A 24,834-nucleotide genomic window follows, 5' to 3' on the forward strand; every position below is an offset into this window, starting at 1 on the left:
CACAATTAACTCTTTTTAGGGGTTTTTAAGATTAAATTAAAAGATATGCCTTAATAATATTTTTCTTTCAGAAAACTCACACAAAGAATGAATGATTATAAAAAGATTGATAACCATTTCATGAATATATTGATTATTACCGACCACATAATTTCAAGTATTATCTCTGTAGCCCAGAAACCACTTTTGATCTATGCTGAACGCTAAAAACAAGCTTAAGATTATTATCAATCTAAAAGCCCCACAGCAGGAAGATAGAACTTAATGAGTATCCACATCGTTCCTCAAGAACAGCTGAGCAAAGATCGCATCAATGAAAAAACAGCAGATTATATCCCACCATTGCTTTTTGCTAATCTGAGAAATCTTTATCAGCGTCGAGCAGAACGCCTGCAACAATTGGCAAAAGAGAGTCCATTCGTTGATTATCTTAACTTTTCAGCACAAGTTGCCCAAGCTCAGCAAAAAGCGTTGCATGATAATCCATTGAAAATGGAGATAGCAGATATCTTAGAAAAATCTGTCATTGAAGGTAAACCGCCTCTGGATTGCAAAACCTTCCAACGTACTGAACACTGGCAAAAATTACTTCACTCTCTGATAGCAGAATTACTGCCAGATGCGTCGGAACATGTTAATGCCGCTCTGGATAATCTAGAAAAAGCGCCAGAACAGGAGCTGGAACAGATGGCCGATGCTCTGCTGAAAAATGAATTCAGTAAAATCAGCCCTGAAAAAGCACTTTTTATCTGGGCGGCACTTTCCCTCTATTGGGCACAAATGGCAAATCAAATCCCAGGAAAAGCGAGGGCAGAATATGGTGAACATCGTCAGTTTTGCCCGGTTTGCAATAGTATGCCGGTCTCTAGTGTCGTTCATATCGGCACAACCAACGGGTTGCGTTATCTGCATTGTAGTTTGTGTGAAAGTGAATGGCATGTGGTACGGGTAAAATGCAGTAACTGCGAACAAACACGCGATCTTAATTATTGGTCACTGGATAGTGAACATGCCGCTGTGAAAGCGGAAAGTTGCGGCGATTGTGGTAGTTATTTGAAAATTCTCTATCAGGAGAAAGATCCGAAAGTTGAAGCTGTTGCTGATGATCTAGCTTCACTGATCCTCGATGCCAAAATGGAAGAGGAAGGTTTTGCCCGCAGTAGCATCAACCCGTTTTTGTTCCCAAATGAGTAACAATGAATTGACGGAATTGCCATGACACATAAACCATACCCATTGTACAGCCAGCTCCCCGCCATTGATCGTCTATTGCATGAGCCACAGATAGCCCCATTCGTGGAACAATATGGACAGACGTTGGTCACTGCCACATTAAGAGGAATGCAGGAGCAGGCCAGAATCAATATCAAGCAGTATCAGGTACTGCCTGATTGGTGTGATAACTGGGCCTTGGCACTTGGTCAGCAACTGGAACAGAAACAAGTTTTGGCTTTAAAGCCGGTGTTTAATCTTAGTGGTACGGTGATTCATACCAATCTTGGCCGAGCATTAATGGCAGAATCAGCGATTGAAGCGGTAACACAAGTGATGCGTTCACCTGTAACGTTGGAATATTCCCTCAATGACGCCGGACGTGGACACCGTGACCATGCTTTGGCGGATTTACTGTGCGAATTAACCGGGGCGGAAGATGCCTGTATTGTTAATAACAATGCAGCGGCGGTGTTGTTATTGCTGGCAACCGTAGCATCCGGTAAGCAAGTTGTGGTTTCTCGTGGCGAACTAGTGGAAATTGGTGGCGCATTCCGTATTCCTGATGTGATGGTTCAGGCAGGATGCCGATTAGTTGAAGTCGGCACAACAAACCGCACTCACCTGCAAGATTATCGGCAGGCGATTAATGAAGAGACCGCTCTCCTCATGAAAGTGCATGCCAGTAACTACAATATTGAAGGTTTTACCACGGAAGTGTCTGGCCGTGAATTGGCCGCTCTGGGAATAGCCTCGCAAATTCCTACTGCAATTGATCTGGGTAGCGGTTCCATGATCAATATGGCGCAATATGGCTTGCCAGCCGAACCTATGCCTCAAGATTATCTGAATCAGGGCATCGATTTGGTCACTTTCTCTGGTGATAAATTACTGGGGGGACCACAAGCTGGCATTATTCTCGGCAAAAAGCGCTGGATAGAAGCAATCCAGCGTCATCCGCTGAAACGTGCTTTGCGGGCAGATAAGATGACGCTGGCCGCTTTGGAAGCCACATTGCGGTTATATCAGCGCCCCGAACAGCTTTGCCAACAGTTGCCAACGTTACGTCTGTTAACCCGTTCACAACAACAAATGCATGATATGGCACAACAGCTATTACCTCAGCTTCAAGCACATTACGGTGACCAATTTATTGTTCGTGATGAACCCTGTTATTCACAGATTGGCAGTGGTTCACTGCCGGTTGATCGTCTGCCGAGTTGGGCTTTGACTTTCGCTGCCGTTGATGGTCAGGGGAGCTCGTTAGAGCGGTTGGCCCGGTGCTGGCGTGGATTAGCGAAACCCGTTCTTGGTCGTATCTCTGGCGGACGTTTATGGCTGGATTTACGCTGTCTTGAAGATGAAAAAGCACTATTGCAGGCACTATTGCTGTAATTTTCTGAAATACAATAATTTTCTGAAACTATTATGATTTTTGCCACCGCGGGCCATGTTGATCATGGTAAAACCACACTTATTCAAGCGATTACCGGCGTTAATACAGCCCATTTACCGGAAGAGAAAAAGCGTGGGATGACCATCGATTTAGGTTATGCCTATTGGCCGCAACCGGATGACTCTTCGGTTGGTTTTATCGATGTGCCCGGACATGAGAAATTCCTCGCTAATATGTTGGCAGGGATCGGAGGTATTGATCATGTTTTATTAGTGGTTGCCTGTGACGATGGGGTAATGGCTCAAACGAGAGAACATTTAGCTATTCTGAGTTTGATTGGCCGCCCGGCCATGACCGTTGCGCTCACTAAAGCAGATCGAGTGGAATCGCAACGAATAGTTGAAGTCCGCCAACAAATTGAACATCAACTGGCAATGCAGGGTTGGAGCGAGTTCCCTCTGTTTGTAACGGCTGCGGCGGATGAAGAAAGTATTGTCCCTTTGAGGCAGCATCTGTTGCAGTTGCATCAGCAAAATAAGCAGCATGAAAAATTACATCAGCGTTTTCGTCTAGCGATAGATCGCGCTTTCAGTGTAAAAGGAGCGGGTCTGGTCGTAACGGGAACAGCATTGGCCGGCCGGGTCAGGGTGGGAGATACCCTCTGGCTAACCGGCCGGGATCAGCAAGTCAGAGTACGTGGCTTGCATGCTCAGAATCAACAGGCCGATACGGCTCAAGCCGGGCAACGTATTGCACTGAATATTACTGGTGATGTGAGTAAAGAACAGGTTTCCCGTGGTGATTGGCTACTTTCCCACAAACCCTTTGAGCATGTAGAAAAGGTATTGGTGGAAGTAGAAACTGATGAACCTTTGCGAAACTGGCAACCAATTCATATTCATCATGCTGCCAGCCATATAACGGGGCGAATTTCATTACTAAATCAACTTTCTGATAAGCCTCTGCTGGCTGAATTGACGCTTGATAGCCCATTGTGGTTGGTTGAGAATGACCGGCTGATATTGCGAGATATCAGTGCCAAAAAAACAGTTGCTGGTGCGCGAGTGATAAATCTAAATTCCCCCCGTCGTGGTAAGCGCCAGCCAGAATTTTTGCATTGGCTCACTCGGCTTGCCAAAACATCAGATCATGCAGCTAATTTAGCGCTCCATTTGCCACGAGGTGCACTTTCTCTCAACCACTTTTCTTGGGCACGTCAGTTAACGGAAGCAACTCTCCACCAGCTACTCATTGATAAGGATGTGATTATTGCCAATGGTATGGTGTTATCACAGAACAATGCCAGATTAGCAAAGCAGAAATTACTACAAGTTTTGGCTGAATATCACCAGCAACATGTCGATCAACTGGGTTTAGGCAGAGCACGTCTGAAACGGATGGCGCTGCCAACGCTGGATGAAGCGCTAGTTTACACTTTGATAGATGCATTGCTCAGTGATGGACAGCTAAAGCAATTACGAGGTTGGTTATATCTTCCTAAACACGGTTTGTCTTTTAGTGATGAACAGGCAAAATTATGGCAACGAATAGCCCCCTATTTCACAGATGATCCGTGGTGGGTACGCGACCTGGCTGCTGATTTAAAAGAAGAAGAGGCAACAGTCCGCAATTTGTTGAAAAAATCCGCTCAATTGGGGCATATTATCGCGATTGTTCCTGATCGTTATTATTGTAGCCAACGAATTCAACAATTCGCGGAGCTAATTCGCCAATTTAATCAAGATTATGGTGCAATTACCGCTGCGGATTTTCGTGATCAACTCGGTATCGGTCGTAAATTGGCTATTCAGATATTGGAATTTTTTGATCGCAGTGGTTTTACTCGTCGTTGGGCTGAGTCGCATATTCTCAGAGATAATGAGCTATTCTGATGATTTTTTTATTTAAAATATAGATGATTTCGGCAAAATCACCGTCTTGTTTCATCGATTCAACTGATCTGTGTTATTTTGCCAACCGTGGACCATCTATTAATTGGATTCAATACGATATGAAAAAGAAGATAATATCGGGTGTTTATCTGGGATTATTGTTTATTGCAACTTTAATACTGGTTTTTGAAAAAAGTGAAGATATTTACCCGGCACTGATCGCTGTCGGCGTGTTTGGTGTGATATTTGGCCTCGTGTTTTTTGTGTCAGCCCGGTTACTGTTTTCTACGGCCTTTACCGGAACACTGTTTATTATCTTTAAGTTCCTCAATCAGATAAAAGTGCATTACTACAAAGAACAGTTGATGTTCTCCGATCTAAACTTGATGTTTGATCCTGCCAATCAGGAAACATTACGCCACTATTGGCTGGCCGGTTTAGGCGTTGTCGCTATGTTTATCTGGTTGATTTTTAACATGACGCTGAGTTGGAAAAAATCATCTCCCCTCCGTGGATTCAAATGGCGTACTGTCGGCTTGGTTCTGGCGGCGTTCTGTACATGGGAAGTGAGCGCTACTGCCAATGCATTCAGAGCGCAGTGGGAATCTTCACTACCAAAAGGACGTGGTACAGTCACCAATATGGTGATGTCGGCTAAAGATGCCAAATATCATGCGCCTCAGTTTGGGCAATCATCCGATTATTTTCTACAACAGGCTAGGAATATTGTTCTGCCTGTACCGCAGTCAGCGATTAAACCTGACGTGGTGATGTTATTACAGGAATCCACCGTGACTCCGCATATCTATCAACTGCCTGATGATACCCGCTTACCTAATCTTTATATGTTTCAGCGGGATTTGGGTGTCAGCGCACAAAGTCCAATGCGGGTGCAAACTTTCGGTGGTGGTACCTGGTTATCTGAATTTTCTGCTCTGACGGGCTTAAATACAGATGATTTTGGCTCACGTAAAAATGCGGTTTTTTATTTTATTGTTGATCACCTGAAATACAGCTTGTTCCGTGAAATGAAACAGAATGGCTATTACACGGTTGTTTTGACGCCATTTAATAAATCTTCTTATCATTCCGGTCATGCCTATCAGACTCTCGGCGTTGATCGCATTATTCAGCCACAGGAATTGGGATATCCCGCCAGTCTCGATAAAAATCTGTGGACTATCTCTACCCAAGAGATGTTGGGCTATGTGAAAGAAATTTTGGCACAGGAAACGAATAAGCCGCTCTTTATTTTCTCACTGACTATGTATGAACACGGCCCATATGATGAAGATCATGCTGATGATTACGGGCTTGCCGGACATGTAAAAAATTCACAGGCAGTGGGTAAGTTCAGTCACTACATGGAGAAAATCAAAGCTTCTGATCCGGCAATCAAAGATTTCAGTGAGTTTGTTGCTAAACGGGAAAAGCCAACCATGTTCCTCTACTTTGGTGATCATCAACCCAATATCAGCCTAAATCAGTACAATGGCGTATTTTCAAATCCGGGTCATATCACCCAATTTACTATGCGGGATAACTTGCACCAGGGAGCATCTATTCAGACTGATGAACTGACGGATATTTCATTCCTCGGTAGCATGATTATGGAGAGAGCTAAACTGGATGCTTCACCTTTTTATCGCGCGAATATGACAATGCGTCATCTCTGCCGGGGAGCGTTGGATGATTGTCAGGATAAAGCGCTGGTGGAAAGTTATAAACACTATATTTATCAGCAACTAGACGTTGCAGGTAAAAAGTAAGTTATACCCGTTATCTTTCAAGCTGCCTCTTTGTTGGCTGCACTCACTCACCCCGGTCACATAGTTACCTATGCTCCCGGGGATTCGCTCCCTTGCCGTCGCGATGCATCTCGAAATCCATAGGGTATATATACCCATAATGTGAGTAGGTGCCATATTTATATGGCACTTGCTGTAGATAAAAAGGCGTTAGCCGATAATGGCCCTCAGCCTCAATAAACAGTGAAAAGTTTTTTGCATGGCCGTCTGTGGCAGCCAACAGCCAAAACAATACTTGGATCTTCATAAATTCATAACGGTCAGTCTCGGCTTTAACCGAACCCAAGAGGCAGGACATGATCTCGGGAATCCCAGGGCCACCATGACTCTCACACTTTTTCGCCGAAGGTTAGCACTTTCTCTAGTTCCACCTCGGATAAGGGCTTATATTCAATCCTCTTGATTGGCTTTGGTGAATAAATACTCCAACCCGATAACCGTTCATGTAGACATCCAGTGCTGCCATTACCACTCCTCTTTCCACACCGGGTCCGACGTTGTGCAATCATCTTCCACTGACGAATTTATCTTAGTAACGTTTCTTGGCCGGATATCGAGTTCTAAATTCAACGCCGACATAATCTTAAAGAAGGTCTCCAGCTTGGTAGAATCTGGGTGTAGCTCAAAGCTTGATACCGTGTCCTGCCGAATACCCACTTTGCTTGCCACTTTGCCCTGAGAAAGTTTTTGAGTAAGCCTGATATCTTTTAAATATACGCTAAGTTGTTTCGAGTTAGTCACTTTCATATTGAGATCAACCAATTTGAAAAGTTAACCTCATTGTTACACGCTATGACAGGTAAATCAATTTTTACACGCTACAGCCGGTAAATATAGTTTTACCTGTTATAACCGGTAAATAAAAACATATTATTAGTGACAAAGTGAAATATCCTTAACATACTTATTTGGTGCCATCCATGATGATTTACTACAGATTAAATATCCCTCAGATTTCAATTCATCATCAACATAAAAAGATACAAATAAAGTAAGAATAAATCCAATTATCGATACACATGAAATATAATCCCCAATTTTACTATTAAGACGTTTCACCTTACCCAATGATATTCTATATAAAATAAAAGAAATATAAATCAACACAGGACTAAACCAAATAGCTCCCGCGCTTTTCCATGAGAATGTAATAACACTATCATGCTTAAAAAAATCGATATAATTATTCAATGAAAAAAATATAGATAACACTGCCATAAAAAGAAGTAATAAAATTCCAGAATATAATTTGGCTTTATTTTCATTTATATTATCCACGACTAAACCTACCCCACATATTAAAAAACTGATCCGGATGATATGGTGTCGGATTTGTTTTTTTATTTTTTATATTTTATATTATCGTTTCACTAATTTTAAAGTGGTCATCTAACCAATATAAAGCAAGAGAAGTTAAAAACCCAATCGCAAAAACGCCAAGAGCTACAAGCATAAGACTTCCCCCTAAAGCTAAAATTGGAGAAACGATTAGAGTATTAGTAGCCGTAGCAATACCTATTGAGATAGCTAATTTTGCACCATCAATTGTTAAATTAACGAATAAATCAACCAATCCATATTCATCTTTAAATATTAACTCAACTAGTCTATATGCGGCTGAGAATACTATACCGAATCTAGCGCCTTGGGCAATTCCAGCTTCAATACCTAGCGTACCTACCCCAAAAGACACTATACCCAATGGATTTCAAGATGCATCGCGACGGCAAGGGAACGAATCCCCGGGAGCATAGATAACTATGTGACCGGGGTGAGTGAGTGCAGCCAACAAAGAGGCAACTTGAAAGATGACGGGTATATACGTGGATTATTAGCCAGATATCTTGTAGCGTTTAAATAGTTTCTTACACTAGGGTAACCTGATAACTTTATATATCTTCTTCCATCCTTACCAAAATACTCTGTTGCTTCCACACAGAAACTTCTTAAATCATTTACTATTCTTGCCACCCCAAAAGAATCATGGATATTACCAGAAAATGATGAAGCTGGATCAACATATGAATAAAAGGTTTTAATATTATTTTTCCATGAATTATAGAAATTATGATCTAGTGTTTTCATATAATCTATAGCTTCATCTTTTGTCAATAAAGCAATAACTTCTTGGTTTAGTTTAAATTGATGTTCCAATTCCAATAGCATACGGTTATATTTTTGCTCTTCTATTTGCTTCTTAAAATCAAGATGATCTTCTAATCTGTAATCATTATCAACAAATGTTTTTAACCGTGGGTCATACTTCATCTTGTAACTCCATCTATATTATATACCCGTCATCTTTCAAGTTGCCTCTTTGTTGGCTGCACTCACTCACCCCGGTCACATCGTTATCTATGCTCCCGGGGATTCGCTCCCTTGCCGTCGCGATCCATCTTGAAATCCATTGGGTATATAGCTTATTGAAATTTTATTTCATATTTTATCGGACTTAGCTATTTTTTCTTTAATTTTTCTGAATTGTTGGGAACTGGATCAAGTTTCCCTGTTGAGGATTGACACTCTGTTTTAATCTGTTCGATAAGATGATAGGTGGCTGCAATTGCGTTTGGCAAAAATCTTCCTGAGGCAACCGCATTATCCAACTGTTATCAGATGAATACTTGCGATCAACATGCACAGATATTCATTCTATTTGCAAATAGTCTAGAACGTTTACCAACGCAACTACAGTCTTTCTTGCAGTACGCATATAAATTAGCTAATTTAGCTAAATTAGCTAGATGTTCGATGGTAAAGGTTATGATAAACGAACAAGATATTTACGAAAGGATCAAGCAGGTTTTAGCGAATGCGCCACGCAATCAGTACACGGCTGAGCTGCATCTACAAATGATTAAGTATGCCGATGAGCTGAAGAACATTACAGCTAAAGACTTTTGTGAAGGTGTTGGGCTTACCCAAAGTTTTGGCACTGAGTTTAGTAAAATGCGCAATTTGACGCAGCGTTTGAAAACCGCAGGACTTAATACGGATCTGCTTTAAGACAATTTTGTCGATGTAAATTACCAAAGCCTGAACGATGAATATGCCTGTATAAGTGGAGTATAAGTATGACTATTCAGACCAATAAGTACGCTAAAGCACGCTTTTTCAAGTGTGCATTGCAGGTAAATTCTTCAGGCTACATAAAATATCGGGGGCAGCAACAGGCGCTTTCTGAAGATGACTATAACCAGCAATTGTTAAATGCTGCGCTAGAGATGGAAATTAAAGTCATTGGCCTAGCTGATCATGGGTCGGTGAATGGTTTTGAAAAGATCAGAGATCTCTTTGCACAATATGGAATCGTGGTGTTTCCCGGCTTCGAAGTTGCCTCTAGTGAGAAAATTCACTTCGTTTGCTTGTTTGATGAATCAGAGTCAGCTGATCAGATAAAAATGCATTTGGGGGCATTGGGTGTGGATATAAACCAGCCGGAAGCCCCAGTGCAGAAATCTGCTACGGATATTATTAATTACGTAAACGCTCAGGGTGGTTTCATTTTCGCGGCCCACTGTACCAATGATGATGGCGTGTTAAAGCGGCGGATGAATCATATTTGGCAACATAATGGGCTGTTGGCTGCTCAGATCCCAGGTTCAATTGAGGACTTAAAGGGTGTAGAGAGCGACTTTTATCGTAAAGTTTTCCTGAATAAGGATGATAACTATCGCCGCGAACGGGAAATGGCTGCCATCAATGCCGCTGATGTGGCGAAGCCTGAAGCTATTAAAGCTGATGGCGCTTCTTGTTTAATTAAAATGACCAAGCCCTGTTTCACTTCTTTCAAGCAAGCTTTTTTAGATGCTGGCTCCAGAGTGCGGCTAAATTCAGACAAACCGGAAAACTATGCGTCAGCTATCGAACGTATTCGTTTTGTCGGTGGCTATCTTGATGGTATGGATATTGAATTATCAGATCACTTAAACGCGGTGATTGGTGGTAGAGGTACGGGCAAATCAACCCTGCTGGAGTGTATTCGCTATGCTTTTGGTTTAGAACCTTTTGGTAAAGCATCGAAAGCTCAGCATGACGCTATTGTAAAAAATAACTTAGGTATCGAAAAAGGTATGGTTGAAGTAAGTGTTCGCTCTGCAACCATGCATGGCCGCATATTTACGGTGAGCCGCAAATATGGAAACCAGCCAGTGGTGAATGAAAACGGCAGAATTTCACCTTATCACCCCGAAGATTTACTGCCTGGCGTTGAGCTGTACGGTCAGAATGAAATTTATGAAATGACTCGGGATGAGCAAAGCCGAAACCTACTTATTAAACGATTCTTGGAAAGTGAGCACGAACAGTTTGAGAAGGCCATAGTCAAAGTGCTAATGAGCCTTAAGGATAATCGTGAAACCATTATTCGTGCGCTTAGCCAAAAAGCAGATGTTGAGGCAGAAGTTGAGCGCTTACCCAAGTTATTGGATCAGGCTAAACAATTCCAAGCGCTGGGTATTGATGAAAAGTTGAAAGTGATTCCAAAGCTGGAAAAGGAAAAACAACTGAGTGGAAGAGTTAATGAAGAAATTACTCAAGTGAAAGAAGCTATCAACATCTTAAAAGACAGTTTGCCAGATACGGTATTTTTAAGCGATGCCAGCTTAGAAGGATTGCCACACTTAGATCTTTTAAAACAAAAGCGTCAAGTTTTGGAAATGTTAAAGAATTCTTTAACTCAATGTTTAATCCAGGTTGAGGAGCTCTCCAGTAAAGCCTTGAGTGATTTACTTCCTCTACAGCAACAACTGTCGGAAAGGTTGCGAGCGGAAGAAGAACAACTTGAAAATGCGTTTAAAGACATACCTACAAGTCAGGGTAAAACGGGTCGGCAGATTGGTGCTGAATATCAAACCTTACTAAAGCAAATTGAACAGATTCGCCCAAAAGAAACTGCCTTGCAAAACCGACAAACCCAACTCAACGAGCTCTATAGTCAGCGGAAGAAACTATTGCTTGAGTTAGATCAGCAGACCAGTACACGTGCTAGCACCATGCAGAAATCGGTTAAACGGCTCACTCGCAAGTTGGATCAAAAGGTACGCCTTAGCCTGAATTCTAAAGGTAACCGCCAAGAATTAGTGAATTTCCTGAGTGATTGCAATTTGGAAGGTGTTGGGCAGGCAAGACTAGCGTGGGTTTTAGAGGGTGAGTTCACACCAGCTAATCTTGCTGCCACTATTCGCCAAGGTGAGGCTGAATTAACCTCTAATTTCGGTATATCTAATTCCGTTGTACGAGCGTTAAGCCGTTTGCCTGAGCGTAAACTGCTTGAGCTAGAAGAGTTGCTGCTTCCCGATACAATAGCGATTGAGCTGAATATAACTCACGGTGAACGGGAGGCCGTTTTCCGCCCAATTGGGGAACTATCGACCGGCCAACAATGTACGGCGATTTTACACCTATTGCTATTGGACAACCAAGATCCGCTTATCCTTGATCAGCCGGAGGATAACCTTGATAACGCCTTTATCGCTGAGCGTATAGTTGCTGAGCTGCGCAGAGCCAAGCTGAGCCGACAGTTCTTGTTCGCAACCCACAACGCCAATATTCCGGTATTTGGTGATGCGGAATGGATTGGTGTGCTGAGTGTGGAAGATAACAAAGGGTTGATCCTACCAGAACAGCAGGGTGCGATCGATATGCCAAAAGTGCAAAAACTAGCGGCAGATATATTGGAAGGTGGTAAGAGTGCGTTTAATCAACGCCGTGAAAAGTACGGCTTTAACTAAATGCTTTACTTCCTTGGGAGAGAACGATGTTAAAAACAGAATTGTTGGAAATTATTGCCAATGGCGAAAATTCAGGTGTGGAGTTTAAGCGAGATGATATACGTCCTGAGCAGTTAGCCAAAGAAGTTGTTGCCATGGCCAACTTTCAAGGGGGACGGGTACTGCTAGGTGTGGAAGATGACGGCACTATTAGTGGCGTGCAAAGGCATGATCTTGAAGAGTGGGTTATGAATGTCTTTCAGGGCAAAATTCATCCGATGATGCTGCCGTTTTACGAAGAAGTGAAATTGGATGATGGCAAACTGGTTGCTGTCGTTAGCTTTCCCATCGGCATTTCGAAGCCCTACATCGTTCGCCATAGCGGAAAAGAGGAAATCTATATTCGTATTGGGACAACATCGAGGCTAGCAACTAGAGAGCAGCAGATACGATTGTTTGAATTGGGTGGAATACTGCATACCGAAGTAATGCCTGTGCCTCGTACAGATATGAGTTGTTTGGATGACGCTCGCCTAACCAATTATGTAAAGGATATCTTACGAGATCCCGATGTACCTAAAACGCCTGATGAATGGCAAGCAAGGCTACTTGGACTGGGTTTTTTAACCGAAGCCGCAGGCAATGTTTGCTGCACAATAGCTGGCTTGGTGTTATTTGGTAAAAGCCCGAGACGCTATCTCAAACAAGCGGGTTTACGGGTCATGGTATTTCATGGTGAAGATAAGGAATACCAAGCTGCATTGGATGACATCATTGATGGCCCAATGGTCGGGCGCTGGGATCTTGAAAATGGTGATAAACGGCTAGTCGATGGTGGCGTTATTGAAAGATTCATGGAGGCTATGAGTCCCTTTATTTCTCAAGAGTCTGATCAGGTGAATGAAGAGTTAAGGCGAGAGACACGGTGGTTTTATCCACTTGAGGCCGTTAGAGAAGCATTGGTCAATGCGCTGGCGCACCGCGATTGGACACGTTTTGTTGAAATTGAGGTATCTAGTTATTCTGACCGGCTTGAAGTCATTAGCCCAGGCTCTTTACCAAACTCCATGACGGTAGAAAAAATGAAAGCAGGACAGCGTTCACCCAGAAATATCATTGTTATGGAAGTATTACGTGATTATGGCTATGTCGATTACCGAGGAATGGGTGTGAGGACCAAAATTATGCCACTAACGAAAGCGTTAACAGGTAAAGATCCTGAGTTTGATTTGACAGACGATCATTTAAAAACAATCTTGTTCCGGTAACAGATGTTGTGGCTGTTGGAACAGCGTATACCGCACTGTATTTGGCGCTTTTAAAACAGCGCCATTTTTTTAAAAGCAATCGGAAAACGACTTTGCAATGCGCGATGGAATTCCGGTAAAACGGATCAAAGCGAAGTAAATGGGTTTTGAAGCGTTACACTTTAAAAATGACCACTTCACTTACCAATACAAAAACTCGAAAAAATCCGTCCTAGCAGATCATCGGAAGTAAATTCACCCGTGATCTCACTCAATGCCTGCTGCGCCAGACGCAGCTCTTCTGCCAGCAATTCACCCGAACGGGCAACCACCAATTGTTCATAGCCCTGTTGTAAATGTTCCGCTGCGGTATTTAATGCTTGTAAATGGCGACGACGAGCCAAGAAACCACCTTCGGTATTACTGCTAAAACCCATCGTCTCTTTCAGATGATCACGCAATAAATCGATGCCTTCACCACTACGGGCAGAAAGTCTAACCAGCGAGTAACCACTTACTTCTGCAATACTTGTCTCTTCATCAGTCATATCTGTCTTATTACGAACGACTGTGATAGGGAGCGATTTAGGCAGACGAGCCATAAATTCAGGCCAGATTTCCACAGGTTCAACCGCGTTCGTTGTCGTGCTATCTACCATAAACAGTACACGATCAGCCTGCTCAATTTCCTGCCAAGCACGCTCAATACCAATACGCTCAACTTCATCACTGGCTTCACGCAAACCTGCGGTATCAATAATATGCAACGGCATACCGTCAATATGGATATGTTCACGCAGCACATCACGAGTCGTGCCTGCAATATCCGTCACAATCGCCGCTTCACGGCCTGCTAATGCATTAAGTAGACTGGACTTCCCTGCATTAGGGCGACCGGCAATAACAACTTTCATCCCTTCACGTAAAAGGCTGCCCTGACGAGCCTGAGCACGTACACGCCCAAGCTCAGCCATCACTTCAGCCAATTTGGCCTCGATTTTCCCATCAGAAAGGAAATCAATCTCTTCATCTGGAAAATCAATAGCCGCTTCTACATAGATTCGTAAGTGAGTAAGTGCTTCCACCATCTGGTGAACTTGAGTCGAAAAAGCGCCCTGTAAGGAATTCATCGCTGAACGGGCAGCCTGCTCCGAACTGGCATCGATCAGGTCAGCAATGGCTTCCGCCTGAGCTAAATCCAGTTTGTCATTAAGAAAAGCGCGTTCAGAAAACTCACCAGGATTAGCGATTCGCACACCTGGCAGAGTCAGAATACGTTTAAGTAGCAAATCGAGAATAACCGGCCCACCATGCCCTTGAAGCTCCAGTACATCTTCTCCGGTAAATGAATTGGGTCCCGGAAAGTAAATAGCAATCCCCTGATCAAGTATCTGACCATCTACATCACGAAATGGCAGATAATCTGCATAACGAGGTTTGGGTAATTTATCTAATACCACCTCAGCTACCTGTGCAGCTTTCGGGCCGGAAACACGCAAAATGCCAACCCCTCCTCGTCCTGGTGGGGTAGCCTGAGCAACAATCGTATCCGTGGTATTCATGGTTATCTCTCTATTGACTTTTTCGCTCAAATTGCTTTTTAACTCAAATAGTTAAGGCGGTCAATGACCGCCTTTCCCGTGACAACGGCCAGCATATTCTGGCTGAAGCTATACCCGTCATCTTTCGAGTTGCCTCTTTGTTGGCTGCGCTCACTCACCCCAGTCACATCGTTATCTATGCTCCCGGGGATTCGCTCCCTTGCCGACGCGATGCATCTTGAAATCCATAGGGTATATGTTTTATTTCGCTGGCTTTTTCTCGCGACTATGCAAACCGCGTTTTTCCAGCCCACGATAAATTAATTGCTGCTGAATAATTGTCACCAAGTTACTGATGATATAGTACAGAACCAGACCTGATGGGAACCACAGGAAGAATATGGTAAATATGACTGGCATATAGGTCATAATCTTCTGTTGCATCGGATCAGTAATTGTTGTCGGAGACATTTTCTGGATAATGAACATGGTTACACCCATCAGCAACGGCAGGATGTAATAAGGATCTTGTGCAGACAAATCATTAATCCAGCCAGCAAATGGCGCATGACGTAATTCAACAGAACCCATCAACATGTAATATAAAGCAAGGAAGATTGGCATTTGAATCAACAGAGGCAAACAGCCACCCAGTGGGTTCACTTTCTCTGCTTTATACAATGCCATCATTTCCTGGCTCATACGCTGTTTATCATCACCAATACGCTCGCGCATAGCCGCCAATTTAGGCTGTAACAAACGCATTTTCGCCATTGAAGTGTATTGTGCTTTGGTCAGCGGGTACATGATACCACGCACAATAAAGGTGATAACAATGATGGAGAAGCCCCAGTTACCAATAAAACCATGCAGGAACTTCAACAGCTTAAATAATGGCTGAGAGATAAACCACAACCAACCGTAGTCTACGGACAGATCCAGATGAGGTGCTACAGCGGCCATTTCATCTTGAATTTCCGGACCAATCCACAGTGTAGAAGAGACCTTTTTTTCACTGTTAGCAGCAACAGAGATTGGTGCACTCTTATAGCCAATCGCAGCCATCTCTTTACCTAATGCGGCAGTGTAAAAAGTGCTGGTTTCATTAGCCACAGGAACCCACGCGGTAGCAAAATATTGTTGCAACATGGCAATCCAGCCACCTTTGGTGGTCACGGACAAAGATTCACCTTCAATATCGCTAAAGCTGTATTTTTTGTATTTGGTATCATCTGAAGAATAGGCTGCACCACGGTAAGTATGCAGGGCAAAGTTACTGCTGCCTGTATCACGATGCTTTGGTAGTTCAACACTCTGTTTCAACTGACCAAAAAAGGTCATCTGTAACGGTTTTTCTGTCGTGTTATGAATATGGTAATCCACACTAATCGCGTATTCACCACGTTTCAGGACAAATGTTTTGACGTAAACAATGCCATTTTTAGTGACGAAATTCATCGGGATACGCAATTCATCCTGTCCGTCAGCCAATGCATAGCTATCCTGTGCTGCGGTATACAGCGGGCGCTCACTATTCATCGGGTTATCTGGGCCATCTTTCCCCGTCAATCCGCTTTGCGCTTGATAAGTGAAAGCAGATGTTGTTTCCAACAACTTGAAGGGCTGGCTTGAACCCAGGGTATCAGGATAGGCTAACAGGTCAGCCTCTTCGATATCACCGCCACGAGTATTGATGGTCAAAGAGAGCACATCAGTTTTAACCGTGATAAGTTTACCTTTTCCACTGCCTGGTACAGCTTGATTCTCACTGCTCGGCATATCCGTTTGTTGCGTGGCCTGTACTGTCGTTGGCTGCGGATTTTTATCTGCTTCCCATGCTTGCCAGACCAAGAAAGAAACGAACAGCAAAGCGATGAGAAGAAGATTACGTTGCGAATCCATCGTTAGTGTTCTCTGTTATCGTTGTTTTTTACCGGTGGGACAGGATCATCACCACCTTCATGTAAAGGGTGGCATTTTAATACGCGTTTCACCGTTAACCAACAGCCTTTTATCACCCCAAATCGGCATAATGCCTCAATGCCATATTGAGAGCATGTAGGATTAAAGCGACAACGAGGCCCCAACAGCGGGCTTATTACCAACTGATATCCCCGGATTAATGCGATCAGGAAACGCGAGCCAAACGACAGTGACGACGCCATAATTTACCCAACGACTCCGTTAACGCACGGTTATCAAGCTCAGCAACGCCTTTCCTAACCAATACCACAAAATCCATAGGAGGCAAGTTATGTTGGTTTAAACGGAAGCTTTCACGGGCTAACCGCTTAATCCGGTTACGCTCATGAGCACGTTTAACATTTTTCTTGGCTATAGTAAGACCGATACGGGGATGCCCCAGCTCGTTCGGGCGACCAAGGATAGTAATCTCTGGCGAACTTGCCCGTTGGGGTTGCTGGAAAACATAAGTAAAATGCTTGGGAGTTAACAAGCGTAACTCCCTCGGAAAAGCGAGCTTAACCACTAGATGGTTAGCTTTATTACTTAGAAACGGTCAGACGAGTACGGCCTTTTGCACGACGGCGAGCCAGAACCTGACGACCATTTTTGGTAGCCATACGAGCGCGGAAACCATGAGAACGGTTACGCTTCAGTACGGATGGTTGGAAAGTGCGTTTCATAGCGATTTCTACCTAACTTAAGATTATTACTGATTCAGTAAATGCGTTGGCAGCCAGTGAGAAATAGACACCGATGCCTCAATCGCAACATCAATATAAAAGAAGCGGGATTGTAATAAAATGTACAGCCCTGAGTCAATTTACATAACACAAAGTTGGCCGGCTTTTCTACTGAGTTGGATGTTTACCAACACTCTGGCCCATGTGTACACCAGACCCTTCACCAAACATTATCGGTAAAAACTCTGGTATCGCACATAGGGTGCAATATTATACGGACTACTGAACAAAGCGCAACGATCACTGGCAGATCTTCGTTTTTTGTTATGATCCTTGGTCCGATTTTATTTTGAATATCGGCTTATTCTCGATCTGCATTTGGCATCCTCCATAATTCCACTACAACCCCTTTACAGCCCTTTATTTCACACACAATTTTATCCTGTGGATAAAAAGCGCTTAAACTGTGTAAAAGAATGAAGATCTATATCGTCTTTTGCGCTATGATCCCAAGCCATGATTTGGATCTTATCCTCGGATCATGGGGGAGCGATGACATTAAAAATCGCCATATACATAACAATTGATCCTTCCTCGCCATAGAGGAGTCGTTGTTTTGTACCCAATATAATGAGCTAACCACTCCGATTTCTTTAATTGTTAATTGGCCTTGTTTTAGGGGAGTCCACCGTGTCACTTTCGCTTTGGCAGCAATGTCTTGCCCGATTGCAGGATGAATTACCTGCCACAGAATTCAGTATGTGGATACGCCCCCTTCAGGCAGAGCTAAGTGGTAACACTCTGGCACTTTATGCCCCAAATCGGTTCGTTCTGGACTGGGTAAGAGAGAAGTATATCAACAATATCAATGGATTGTTGAATGACTTCTGTGGAGCAGAAGTACCATTATTACGTTTCGAAGTTGGCAATAAACCCGTTTCCAAAAACGATAGCCCACCACAAAGGGTTGTTGCTCATACGCCAGTTACACCTGCACCACAGAGCGCATCAGTACGCCCCAGTTGGGATAACACTACGGTACAACCAGAGCTCTCTTATCGCTCTAATGTTAACCAAAAACATACTTTTGATAACTTTGTTGAAGGTAAATCCAACCAACTTGCTCGTGCTGCTGCAAGACAGGTAGCTGATAATCCCGGCGGTGCCTATAACCCACTATTTCTTTATGGTGGTACGGGTTTGGGTAAAACCCACCTATTACATGCCGTAGGTAACAGTATTATGGCACGTAAGGCAAATGCCAAGGTGGTCTATATGCATTCTGAACGTTTTGTTCAGGATATGGTCAAGGCATTACAAAATAATGCAATAGAAGAGTTCAAACGCTATTACCGCTCTGTCGACGCATTACTGATCGATGATATTCAGTTTTTTGCCAATAAAGAACGCTCTCAAGAAGAGTTCTTCCACACATTCAATGCATTACTGGAAGGTAATCAACAGATTATTCTGACATCAGATCGCTACCCAAAAGAGATCAATGGGGTAGAAGATCGGTTAAAATCCCGTTTTGGCTGGGGGCTAACCGTCGCAATTGAACCACCGGAACTCGAAACCCGTGTCGCTATTTTGATGAAAAAGGCAGACGAAAACGAAATCCAGTTACCAGGAGAAGTTGCTTTCTTTATAGCCAAACGTCTGCGTTCTAATGTCCGTGAGCTTGAAGGGGCATTGAACAGGGTAATAGCAAATGCCAATTTTACTGGCCGAGCGATTACTATTGATTTTGTACGTGAAGCATTACGTGATCTGTTAGCACTGCAAGAAAAACTGGTTACCATTGATAATATTCAGAAAACAGTCGCTGAGTATTATAAAATCAAGGTGGCCGATTTACTTTCCAAACGGCGCTCCCGTTCCGTTGCCCGTCCAAGGCAAATGGCAATGGCGCTGGCAAAAGAGTTAACCAACCACAGCTTGCCTGAAATCGGGGATGCCTTTGGTGGACGTGACCACACAACTGTGCTGCATGCTTGTCGTAAAATCGAGCAACTGCGTGAAGAAAGTCACGACATCAAAGAGGATTTTTCTAACTTAATCAGAACATTGTCTTCCTAGTGCTATGAAATTTATCATTGAACGTGAGCAATTGTTAAAACCACTGCAACAGGTCAGTAGCCCGCTGAGTGGGCGTCCTACTCTGCCTATTCTTGGTAATTTATTACTACAGGTTACAGAAGGTTCCCTGTTGCTGACCGGCACAGATTTAGAAATGGAAATGATGGCAAGAGTCACGCTTTCATTGCCACACGAAGAAGGTGCAACCACGGTACCGGCACGTAAATTCTTTGATATCTGGCGAGGTTTGCCAGATGGGGCCGAGATCAGTGTAGAACTGGATGGCGACCGCCTATTGGTGCGTTCTGGTCGCAGCCGTTTCTCACTTTCCACATTGCCCGCTTCTGATTTTCCAAATCTTGATGACTGGCAAAGTGAGGTGGAGTTTTCACTGCCACAAGCCACACTGAAGCGCCTTATTGAATCAACTCAATTCTCAATGGCTCACCAGGATGTCCGCTATTACCTCAACGGTATGTTGTTTGAAACCGAAGGAGAAGAGCTGCGTACAGTTGCAACGGATGGTCACCGTCTGGCAGTCTGTTCTATGGGAATTGGTCAAAAGCTGCCTTCCCATTCGGTCATCGTGCCACGTAAAGGCGTTATTGAACTAATGAGATTGCTGGATGGTGGCGATACTCCGCTACAGTTACAAATTGGCAGTAACAATATTCGTGCCCACGTTGGCGACTTTATTTTCACCTCTAAATTGGTGGATGGACGTTTTCCTGATTATCGTCGCGTATTACCAAAGAACCCGGATAAAACTCTGGAAGCTAATTGCGATATGCTGAAACAGGCTTTTTCACGCGCAGCTATTCTCTCTAATGAGAAATTTCGCGGAGTTCGCCTTTATTTCAGTGAAAACCAGCTAAAAATCACAGCAAATAACCCTGAACAGGAAGAAGCCGAAGAGATTGTAGATGTCAGCTATCAAGGTGCTGAAATGGAAATAGGCTTTAATGTCAGTTACGTGCTAGATGTTCTCAATACACTAAGATGTGAAGAGGTCCGTTTACTACTGACTGATGCTATTTCCAGTGTTCAGATAGAAGACTGTGCAAACCACAATGCGGCTTATGTCGTGATGCCAATGCGCCTGTAACCGGATTTTTATTTCAGGTATATGACTCTCACGCGTTTACTTATCCGCGGTTTTCGTAATATCGCCGCCGCTGATTTGCCTCTAGCTACCGGATTTAACTTTCTGGTTGGATCTAATGGCAGCGGCAAAACCAGCGTACTGGAAGCGATTTATACGCTGGGTCACGGGCGCTCTTTTCGTAGTATTCAGGCGGGACGGGTAATCCGTCATGACTGCGATGAGTTCGTTCTACATGGGCGGTTAGGACAACAGGAGAATGAGCGGGAACGGTCTATCGGTCTGAGTAAAAACCGTAATGGCGACAGTAAAGTTAGAATTGATGGTAGTGATGGCTGTAAAATTGCAGAATTGGCCAAGATGTTACCTATGCAGCTTATTACTCCAGAAGGGTTTACCCTGTTAAATGGCGGGCCAAAGTATCGACGGGCTTTTATTGACTGGGGATGCTTTCACAATGAGCCACGCTTTTTTTCTGCATGGGTAAACTTAAAACGGCTACTCAAACAACGCAATGCAGCACTACGACAAGTTACCCGCTACAGCCAGATACGGCCTTGGGATCAGGAATTGGTACCACTCGCTAACCAAATAAATCAGTGGCGTGGTGAATATGTTACAAACATCACTCAGGATATCACGAATACCTGTAAGCAGTTTTTACCCGAATTTACATTAAGTTTCTCTTTTCAACAAGGATGGGACAAAGAGAGTGATTATGCTGAATTACTGGAGCGCCAATTTGAGCGTGACAGAACGTTAACCTATACAGCTTCCGGCCCACATAAGGCAGATCTGCGCATTCGTGCAGAAGGAACGCCAGTAGAAGATATGCTATCCCGCGGTCAATTAAAGTTACTGATGTGCGCACTGCGGCTAGCACAGGGTGAATATTTCACCCGACAGAGCGGACAACAATGTCTGTATCTGCTTGATGATTTTGCCTCCGAACTGGATGCCGGCCGCCGTCAGTTGCTGGCCGCTCGTCTAAAATCCACGCAAGCTCAGGTATTTGTCAGTGCGATAAATCCTGACCAAATAACAGACATGCTTGATGGAAATAGCAAGATGTTTCGCGTGGAAAATGGCAAAATAGAGGTTCAACCATAGGATTAAAAATGAGCGAGAAACGTTGATGTCGAATACATATGACTCCTCAAGTATCAAGGTATTAAAAGGGCTGGATGCGGTTCGTAAACGTCCGGGCATGTATATCGGTGATACAGACGATGGTACCGGCTTACACCACATGGTCTTCGAGGTTGTCGACAACGCTATCGACGAAGCCCTCGCAGGCCACTGTAGTGAAGTTATCGTCACTATCCATGCTGATAACTCAGTCTCCGTACAGGATGATGGCCGCGGTATTCCTACCGGTATACACGAAGAAGAAGGTGTTTCAGCAGCTGAAGTTATTATGACGGTGCTGCATGCGGGGGGTAAATTCGATGATAACTCTTATAAGGTCTCCGGCGGTTTACATGGCGTAGGGGTTTCTGTTGTTAACGCCTTGTCTGAAAAGCTGGAGTTGGTTATCCGCCGTGACGGTAAAGTTCATGAACAGACTTATCACCTTGGTGTGCCACAAAGCCCACTGAAAGTCGTTGGAGAAACTGAACAAACAGGTACCCGTGTCCGCTTCTGGCCGAGCATGGATACTTTCCGTAATAACACAGAATTCCAGCACGACATTCTGGCTAAACGCCTGCGTGAACTATCCTTCCTGAATTCCGGTGTATCCATCCGTCTTATTGATAAGCACACTAATATAGAAGACCACTTCCATTATGAAGGTGGAATTAAAGCGTTTGTTGAGTTCCTAAATAAAAACAAAACACCCATTCATCCAAATGTTTTTTATTTTTCTACAGAAAAAGATGGCATCGGCGTTGAAATTTCAATGCAATGGAATGATGGTTTCCAGGAAAATATTTACTGCTTTACCAATAATATCCCACAACGCGATGGGGGAACTCACTTAGTTGGCTTCCGTACTGCGATGACACGTACCCTTAATAGTTACATGGATAAAGAAGGGTACAATAAGAAATCCAAAGTCAGCGCCACTGGTGATGATGCCCGGGAAGGTTTAGTTGCTGTTATTTCCGTTAAAGTGCCTGATCCAAAATTCTCTTCTCAGACTAAAGACAAACTCGTCTCCTCCGAAGTGAAAACTGCGGTTGAAACGCTGATGAATGAGAAGCTGGTGGAATACTTATTGGAAAATCCAAACGACGCTAAAACCGTTGTCAGTAAAATTATTGATGCTGCTCGCGCTCGTGAAGCAGCCCGTAAAGCGCGTGAAATGACACGTCGTAAAGGCGCTCTTGATCTGGCTGGGCTGCCAGGCAAACTGGCAGATTGTCAGGAACGTGATCCAGCACTCTCTGAACTCTACTTAGTGGAAGGGGACTCTGCGGGTGGCTCGGCAAAACAGGGACGGAACCGTAAAAATCAGGCAATTTTGCCGCTAAAAGGCAAAATCCTGAATGTCGAAAAAGCACGTTTCGATAAAATGCTCTCTTCTCAGGAAGTAGCAACCCTGATCACTGCATTGGGCTGCGGTATTGGCCGTGACGAATATAACCCAGATAAGCTACGTTACCACAGCATTATCATCATGACGGATGCGGACGTCGATGGTTCTCATATTCGTACCCTATTGCTGACTTTCTTCTATCGTCAAATGCCAGAAATCATTGAACGTGGTCATGTGTTTATTGCTCAACCACCGTTGTATAAAGTCAAAAAAGGCAAACAAGAACAATATATTAAAGATGATGAAGCAATGGATGAGTACCAACTATCCATTGCACTAGATGGCGCTTCACTTTACACCAATGAACACGCGCCAGCCTTGAGAGGCGAACTGCTGGAAAAATTGGTGACCGAATTTAATGGTGTTCAAAAAATCATTAAACGCATGGAACGTCTGTATCCGCTAAGTTTATTGAATAGCCTAATTTATCATCCGAAACTGACCGAAGAAGTATTGTCTGATAAGGCGAAAGTTGAAGAATGGATTGAAATGCTGGTCATCCGTCTGAATGACAGTGAACAAAACGGCAGCAGCTACAGTTATCGCCTCCATGAAAATCGTGAGCGCCAAATGTACGAACCGGTGCTGTGTGTTCGTACACATGGTGTTGATACTGATTATCTATTGGACTTCGATTTTGTCCACGGTGGCGAATATCACCGTATCACTCTATTAGGCGACAAACTTCGCAACTTGATCGAAGAAGACGCGTACATCGAACGTGGTGAACGCCGCCAACCAGTTAGCAGCTTTGAACAAGCGCTAAACTGGTTGACTAAAGAGTCACGCCGTGGGTTGTCTATACAGCGTTATAAAGGTTTGGGAGAAATGAACCCTGAACAGTTATGGGAAACGACCATGAACCCGGAAACTCGCCGCATGATGCGTGTGACAGTAAAAGATGCCATTGCAACTGACCAACTATTCACAACTCTGATGGGTGATGCTGTTGAACCTCGGCGAGCGTTTATTGAAGAAAATGCCCTGAAAGCAGCCAATATTGATATCTAGTTGATATTATTATCAATTTAAAAAGCGCTCATATTAATTCTCTATGGGCGTTTTTTTTATCTGTTATTTATAACCAATAAAGTGTAATTTATTTAATGTTTCTGTAAAACATCACTTAAATATAATCTGGGGGTATAATATGGCTGACATGATTTACATGACAATAAAGGGAAAAAAACAGGGGTTAATATCGGCTGGATGTTCTTCTGTTGATTCTATTGGTAATAAATATCAAGCAAACCATCTTGATCAGATATTAGTTTATAGCTTAAGCCATGCGATAACACGGGCTCAAAATGTTGATCATCAACCCATTATTATCCAAAAACCTATCGACAAATCATCACCATTACTCGGTGTTGCTATTTCTGAGAATGAGTCTCTTGAATGCTCTATTGATTTTTACCGAACTAACTCAAATGGTGCTCAAGAACGTTATTACAATATAAAGATCACTGGCGCCACAATCACTGAAATAAGTGTCTTACATCCACATTCATTGAATCATAATGAGCTTCCACCACAGGAAAGTATTTCGTTAAAATATACAAACATTACCTGGAATCACCTTATCGCAGGTACTGGCGGTTATAGTATTTGGGATGACAGAATTTATTAAATAATTAAAACAAGGCGTTTTAATTTAACGCC

22 protein-coding genes and 1 pseudogene are annotated in these 24,834 nt (G+C 43.4%); 12 read left to right on the top strand and 11 right to left on the bottom strand.

The features are described 5' to 3' along the window. The first annotated feature begins 264 nt into the window (after nt 1-264). From fdhE to ACGF49_RS13120, 4 genes are all read left to right on the top strand, one after another. Nucleotides 265-1,194, top strand: a complete 930-nt coding sequence (gene fdhE, locus ACGF49_RS13105) for a formate dehydrogenase accessory protein FdhE (RefSeq protein ID WP_262978563.1) — start codon at nt 265-267, stop codon at nt 1,192-1,194. A 21-nt stretch (nt 1,195-1,215) separates the two neighbouring features. Continuing rightward, nucleotides 1,216-2,607: an L-seryl-tRNA(Sec) selenium transferase gene (gene selA, locus ACGF49_RS13110; RefSeq protein ID WP_113041842.1), complete on the top strand. Its 1,392-nt coding sequence runs from the start codon at nt 1,216-1,218 to the stop codon at nt 2,605-2,607. 33 nt (nt 2,608-2,640) lie between these two features. Beyond that, nucleotides 2,641-4,500 (top strand): selenocysteine-specific translation elongation factor, encoded by a 1,860-nt coding sequence (gene selB / locus ACGF49_RS13115; protein WP_387491342.1) that lies wholly within the window; start codon nt 2,641-2,643, stop codon nt 4,498-4,500. 119 nt (nt 4,501-4,619) lie between these two features. After that, a complete protein-coding gene (locus ACGF49_RS13120; protein WP_228902831.1) occupies nt 4,620-6,269 on the top strand; it encodes an LTA synthase family protein in 1,650 nt (549 codons plus the stop codon). Here ACGF49_RS13120 and ACGF49_RS13125 read toward each other — a convergent pair. From ACGF49_RS13125 to ACGF49_RS13145, 5 genes and pseudogenes are all read right to left on the bottom strand, one after another. After that, nucleotides 6,246-6,425, bottom strand: a complete 180-nt coding sequence (locus ACGF49_RS13125; protein WP_125026265.1) for a hypothetical protein — start codon at nt 6,423-6,425, stop codon at nt 6,246-6,248. The genes ACGF49_RS13120 and ACGF49_RS13125 overlap by 24 nt on opposite strands. Beyond that, nucleotides 6,409-6,657 (bottom strand): annotated as a pseudogene (locus ACGF49_RS13130) (HipA domain-containing protein); the annotation flags it as partial. The pseudogene ACGF49_RS13130 and the gene ACGF49_RS13125, both read right to left, overlap by 17 nt. Nucleotides 6,658-6,773: 116 nt before the next feature. Further along, the gene (locus tag ACGF49_RS13135) at nt 6,774-7,055 is read right to left on the bottom strand and encodes a helix-turn-helix domain-containing protein (RefSeq protein WP_065388823.1); all 282 of its coding nucleotides are present in this window, start codon (nt 7,053-7,055) and stop codon (nt 6,774-6,776) included. A gap of 126 nt (nt 7,056-7,181) precedes the next feature. Then, on the bottom strand, nt 7,182-7,586 hold the full coding sequence (locus tag ACGF49_RS13140) for a DUF1240 domain-containing protein (protein ID WP_240002824.1): 405 nt from the start codon (nt 7,584-7,586) through the stop codon (nt 7,182-7,184). 76 nt (nt 7,587-7,662) lie between these two features. Beyond that, entirely contained in the window at nt 7,663-8,010 is a 348-nt protein-coding gene (locus ACGF49_RS13145; protein ID WP_240002826.1) for a hypothetical protein, read from the bottom strand. A 1,064-nt stretch (nt 8,011-9,074) separates the two neighbouring features. Here ACGF49_RS13145 and ACGF49_RS13150 point away from each other — a divergent pair. The 3 genes from ACGF49_RS13150 to ACGF49_RS13160 all read left to right on the top strand — a co-directional run bounded on the left by ACGF49_RS13150 (nt 9,075) and on the right by ACGF49_RS13160 (nt 13,287). Then, nucleotides 9,075-9,314 carry a hypothetical protein gene (locus ACGF49_RS13150; protein WP_041381254.1) on the top strand — a complete coding sequence of 80 codons (240 nt, stop codon included), beginning with the start codon at nt 9,075-9,077 and terminating at the stop codon, nt 9,312-9,314. Between the two features lie 68 nt (nt 9,315-9,382). Continuing rightward, a complete protein-coding gene (locus ACGF49_RS13155) occupies nt 9,383-12,040 on the top strand; it encodes a TrlF family AAA-like ATPase (RefSeq protein WP_191214807.1) in 2,658 nt (885 codons plus the stop codon). A gap of 26 nt (nt 12,041-12,066) precedes the next feature. Next, entirely contained in the window at nt 12,067-13,287 is a 1,221-nt protein-coding gene (locus tag ACGF49_RS13160) for an RNA-binding domain-containing protein (RefSeq protein ID WP_113041845.1), read from the top strand. 176 nt (nt 13,288-13,463) lie between these two features. On the opposite strand, the gene mnmE is transcribed toward ACGF49_RS13160, so the two are convergent. From mnmE to rpmH, 6 genes are read right to left on the bottom strand one after another with little or no spacing between them, the layout of a single operon-like run. Beyond that, nucleotides 13,464-14,828, bottom strand: a complete 1,365-nt coding sequence (gene mnmE / locus ACGF49_RS13165; RefSeq protein WP_113041846.1) for a tRNA uridine-5-carboxymethylaminomethyl(34) synthesis GTPase MnmE — start codon at nt 14,826-14,828, stop codon at nt 13,464-13,466. A gap of 38 nt (nt 14,829-14,866) precedes the next feature. Continuing rightward, entirely contained in the window at nt 14,867-15,121 is a 255-nt protein-coding gene (locus ACGF49_RS13170; protein WP_146748075.1) for a hypothetical protein, read from the bottom strand. Next, complete coding sequence (yidC, locus tag ACGF49_RS13175) at nt 15,069-16,709, bottom strand: membrane protein insertase YidC (RefSeq protein WP_113041847.1); 1,641 nt, start codon at nt 16,707-16,709, stop codon at nt 15,069-15,071. Before yidC ends, ACGF49_RS13170 begins: the two co-directional genes overlap by 53 nt. A 2-nt stretch (nt 16,710-16,711) precedes the next feature. Beyond that, nucleotides 16,712-16,972: a membrane protein insertion efficiency factor YidD gene (yidD, locus tag ACGF49_RS13180; protein ID WP_112879275.1), complete on the bottom strand. Its 261-nt coding sequence runs from the start codon at nt 16,970-16,972 to the stop codon at nt 16,712-16,714. Further along, nucleotides 16,936-17,295, bottom strand: coding sequence for a ribonuclease P protein component (gene rnpA, locus ACGF49_RS13185; protein WP_113041848.1), 360 nt, complete (start codon nt 17,293-17,295; stop codon nt 16,936-16,938). The genes yidD and rnpA overlap by 37 nt, the downstream gene beginning before the upstream one ends. A gap of 16 nt (nt 17,296-17,311) precedes the next feature. Further along, nucleotides 17,312-17,452 (bottom strand): 50S ribosomal protein L34, encoded by a 141-nt coding sequence (rpmH, locus tag ACGF49_RS13190; RefSeq protein WP_004093983.1) that lies wholly within the window; start codon nt 17,450-17,452, stop codon nt 17,312-17,314. Nucleotides 17,453-18,142: 690 nt separating this feature from the next. Here rpmH and dnaA point away from each other — a divergent pair. The 5 genes from dnaA to ACGF49_RS13215 all read left to right on the top strand — a co-directional run bounded on the left by dnaA (nt 18,143) and on the right by ACGF49_RS13215 (nt 24,802). Further along, the gene (gene dnaA, locus ACGF49_RS13195; RefSeq protein ID WP_113041849.1) at nt 18,143-19,531 is read left to right on the top strand and encodes a chromosomal replication initiator protein DnaA; all 1,389 of its coding nucleotides are present in this window, start codon (nt 18,143-18,145) and stop codon (nt 19,529-19,531) included. 4 nt (nt 19,532-19,535) lie between these two features. Continuing rightward, the gene (gene dnaN / locus ACGF49_RS13200) at nt 19,536-20,636 is read left to right on the top strand and encodes a DNA polymerase III subunit beta (protein ID WP_112879278.1); all 1,101 of its coding nucleotides are present in this window, start codon (nt 19,536-19,538) and stop codon (nt 20,634-20,636) included. A gap of 21 nt (nt 20,637-20,657) precedes the next feature. Next, nucleotides 20,658-21,743 (top strand): DNA replication/repair protein RecF, encoded by a 1,086-nt coding sequence (recF, locus tag ACGF49_RS13205; RefSeq protein ID WP_113041850.1) that lies wholly within the window; start codon nt 20,658-20,660, stop codon nt 21,741-21,743. 25 nt (nt 21,744-21,768) lie between these two features. Continuing rightward, the gene (gyrB, locus tag ACGF49_RS13210; RefSeq protein WP_228902342.1) at nt 21,769-24,183 is read left to right on the top strand and encodes a DNA topoisomerase (ATP-hydrolyzing) subunit B; all 2,415 of its coding nucleotides are present in this window, start codon (nt 21,769-21,771) and stop codon (nt 24,181-24,183) included. Nucleotides 24,184-24,322: 139 nt separating this feature from the next. Continuing rightward, nucleotides 24,323-24,802 carry an Hcp family type VI secretion system effector gene (locus ACGF49_RS13215; protein WP_112896313.1) on the top strand — a complete coding sequence of 160 codons (480 nt, stop codon included), beginning with the start codon at nt 24,323-24,325 and terminating at the stop codon, nt 24,800-24,802. Nucleotides 24,803-24,834 lie beyond the last annotated feature (32 nt).

The sequence above is a fragment of the Photorhabdus sp. RM96S genome (genome assembly GCF_042879335.1).
Taxonomy (GTDB): domain Bacteria; phylum Pseudomonadota; class Gammaproteobacteria; order Enterobacterales; family Enterobacteriaceae; genus Photorhabdus; species Photorhabdus kayaii.

What these genes read in the sequence shown, in the direction of transcription:
- fdhE (WP_262978563.1), top strand. Translation starts at nt 265, where the DNA reads ATGAGTATCCACATCGTTCCTCAAGAACAGCTGAGCAAAGATCGCATC.
- selA (WP_113041842.1), top strand. Translation starts at nt 1,216, where the DNA reads ATGACACATAAACCATACCCATTGTACAGCCAGCTCCCCGCCATTGAT.
- selB (WP_387491342.1), top strand. Translation starts at nt 2,641, where the DNA reads ATGATTTTTGCCACCGCGGGCCATGTTGATCATGGTAAAACCACACTT.
- ACGF49_RS13120 (WP_228902831.1), top strand. Translation starts at nt 4,620, where the DNA reads ATGAAAAAGAAGATAATATCGGGTGTTTATCTGGGATTATTGTTTATT.
- ACGF49_RS13125 (WP_125026265.1), bottom strand. Translation starts at nt 6,425, where the DNA reads ATGGCACCTACTCACATTATGGGTATATATACCCTATGGATTTCGAGA.
- ACGF49_RS13135 (WP_065388823.1), bottom strand. Translation starts at nt 7,055, where the DNA reads ATGAAAGTGACTAACTCGAAACAACTTAGCGTATATTTAAAAGATATC.
- ACGF49_RS13155 (WP_191214807.1), top strand. Translation starts at nt 9,383, where the DNA reads ATGACTATTCAGACCAATAAGTACGCTAAAGCACGCTTTTTCAAGTGT.
- ACGF49_RS13160 (WP_113041845.1), top strand. Translation starts at nt 12,067, where the DNA reads ATGTTAAAAACAGAATTGTTGGAAATTATTGCCAATGGCGAAAATTCA.
- mnmE (WP_113041846.1), bottom strand. Translation starts at nt 14,828, where the DNA reads ATGAATACCACGGATACGATTGTTGCTCAGGCTACCCCACCAGGACGA.
- yidC (WP_113041847.1), bottom strand. Translation starts at nt 16,709, where the DNA reads ATGGATTCGCAACGTAATCTTCTTCTCATCGCTTTGCTGTTCGTTTCT.
- yidD (WP_112879275.1), bottom strand. Translation starts at nt 16,972, where the DNA reads ATGGCGTCGTCACTGTCGTTTGGCTCGCGTTTCCTGATCGCATTAATC.
- rpmH (WP_004093983.1), bottom strand. Translation starts at nt 17,452, where the DNA reads ATGAAACGCACTTTCCAACCATCCGTACTGAAGCGTAACCGTTCTCAT.
- dnaN (WP_112879278.1), top strand. Translation starts at nt 19,536, where the DNA reads ATGAAATTTATCATTGAACGTGAGCAATTGTTAAAACCACTGCAACAG.
- recF (WP_113041850.1), top strand. Translation starts at nt 20,658, where the DNA reads ATGACTCTCACGCGTTTACTTATCCGCGGTTTTCGTAATATCGCCGCC.
- gyrB (WP_228902342.1), top strand. Translation starts at nt 21,769, where the DNA reads ATGTCGAATACATATGACTCCTCAAGTATCAAGGTATTAAAAGGGCTG.
- ACGF49_RS13215 (WP_112896313.1), top strand. Translation starts at nt 24,323, where the DNA reads ATGGCTGACATGATTTACATGACAATAAAGGGAAAAAAACAGGGGTTA.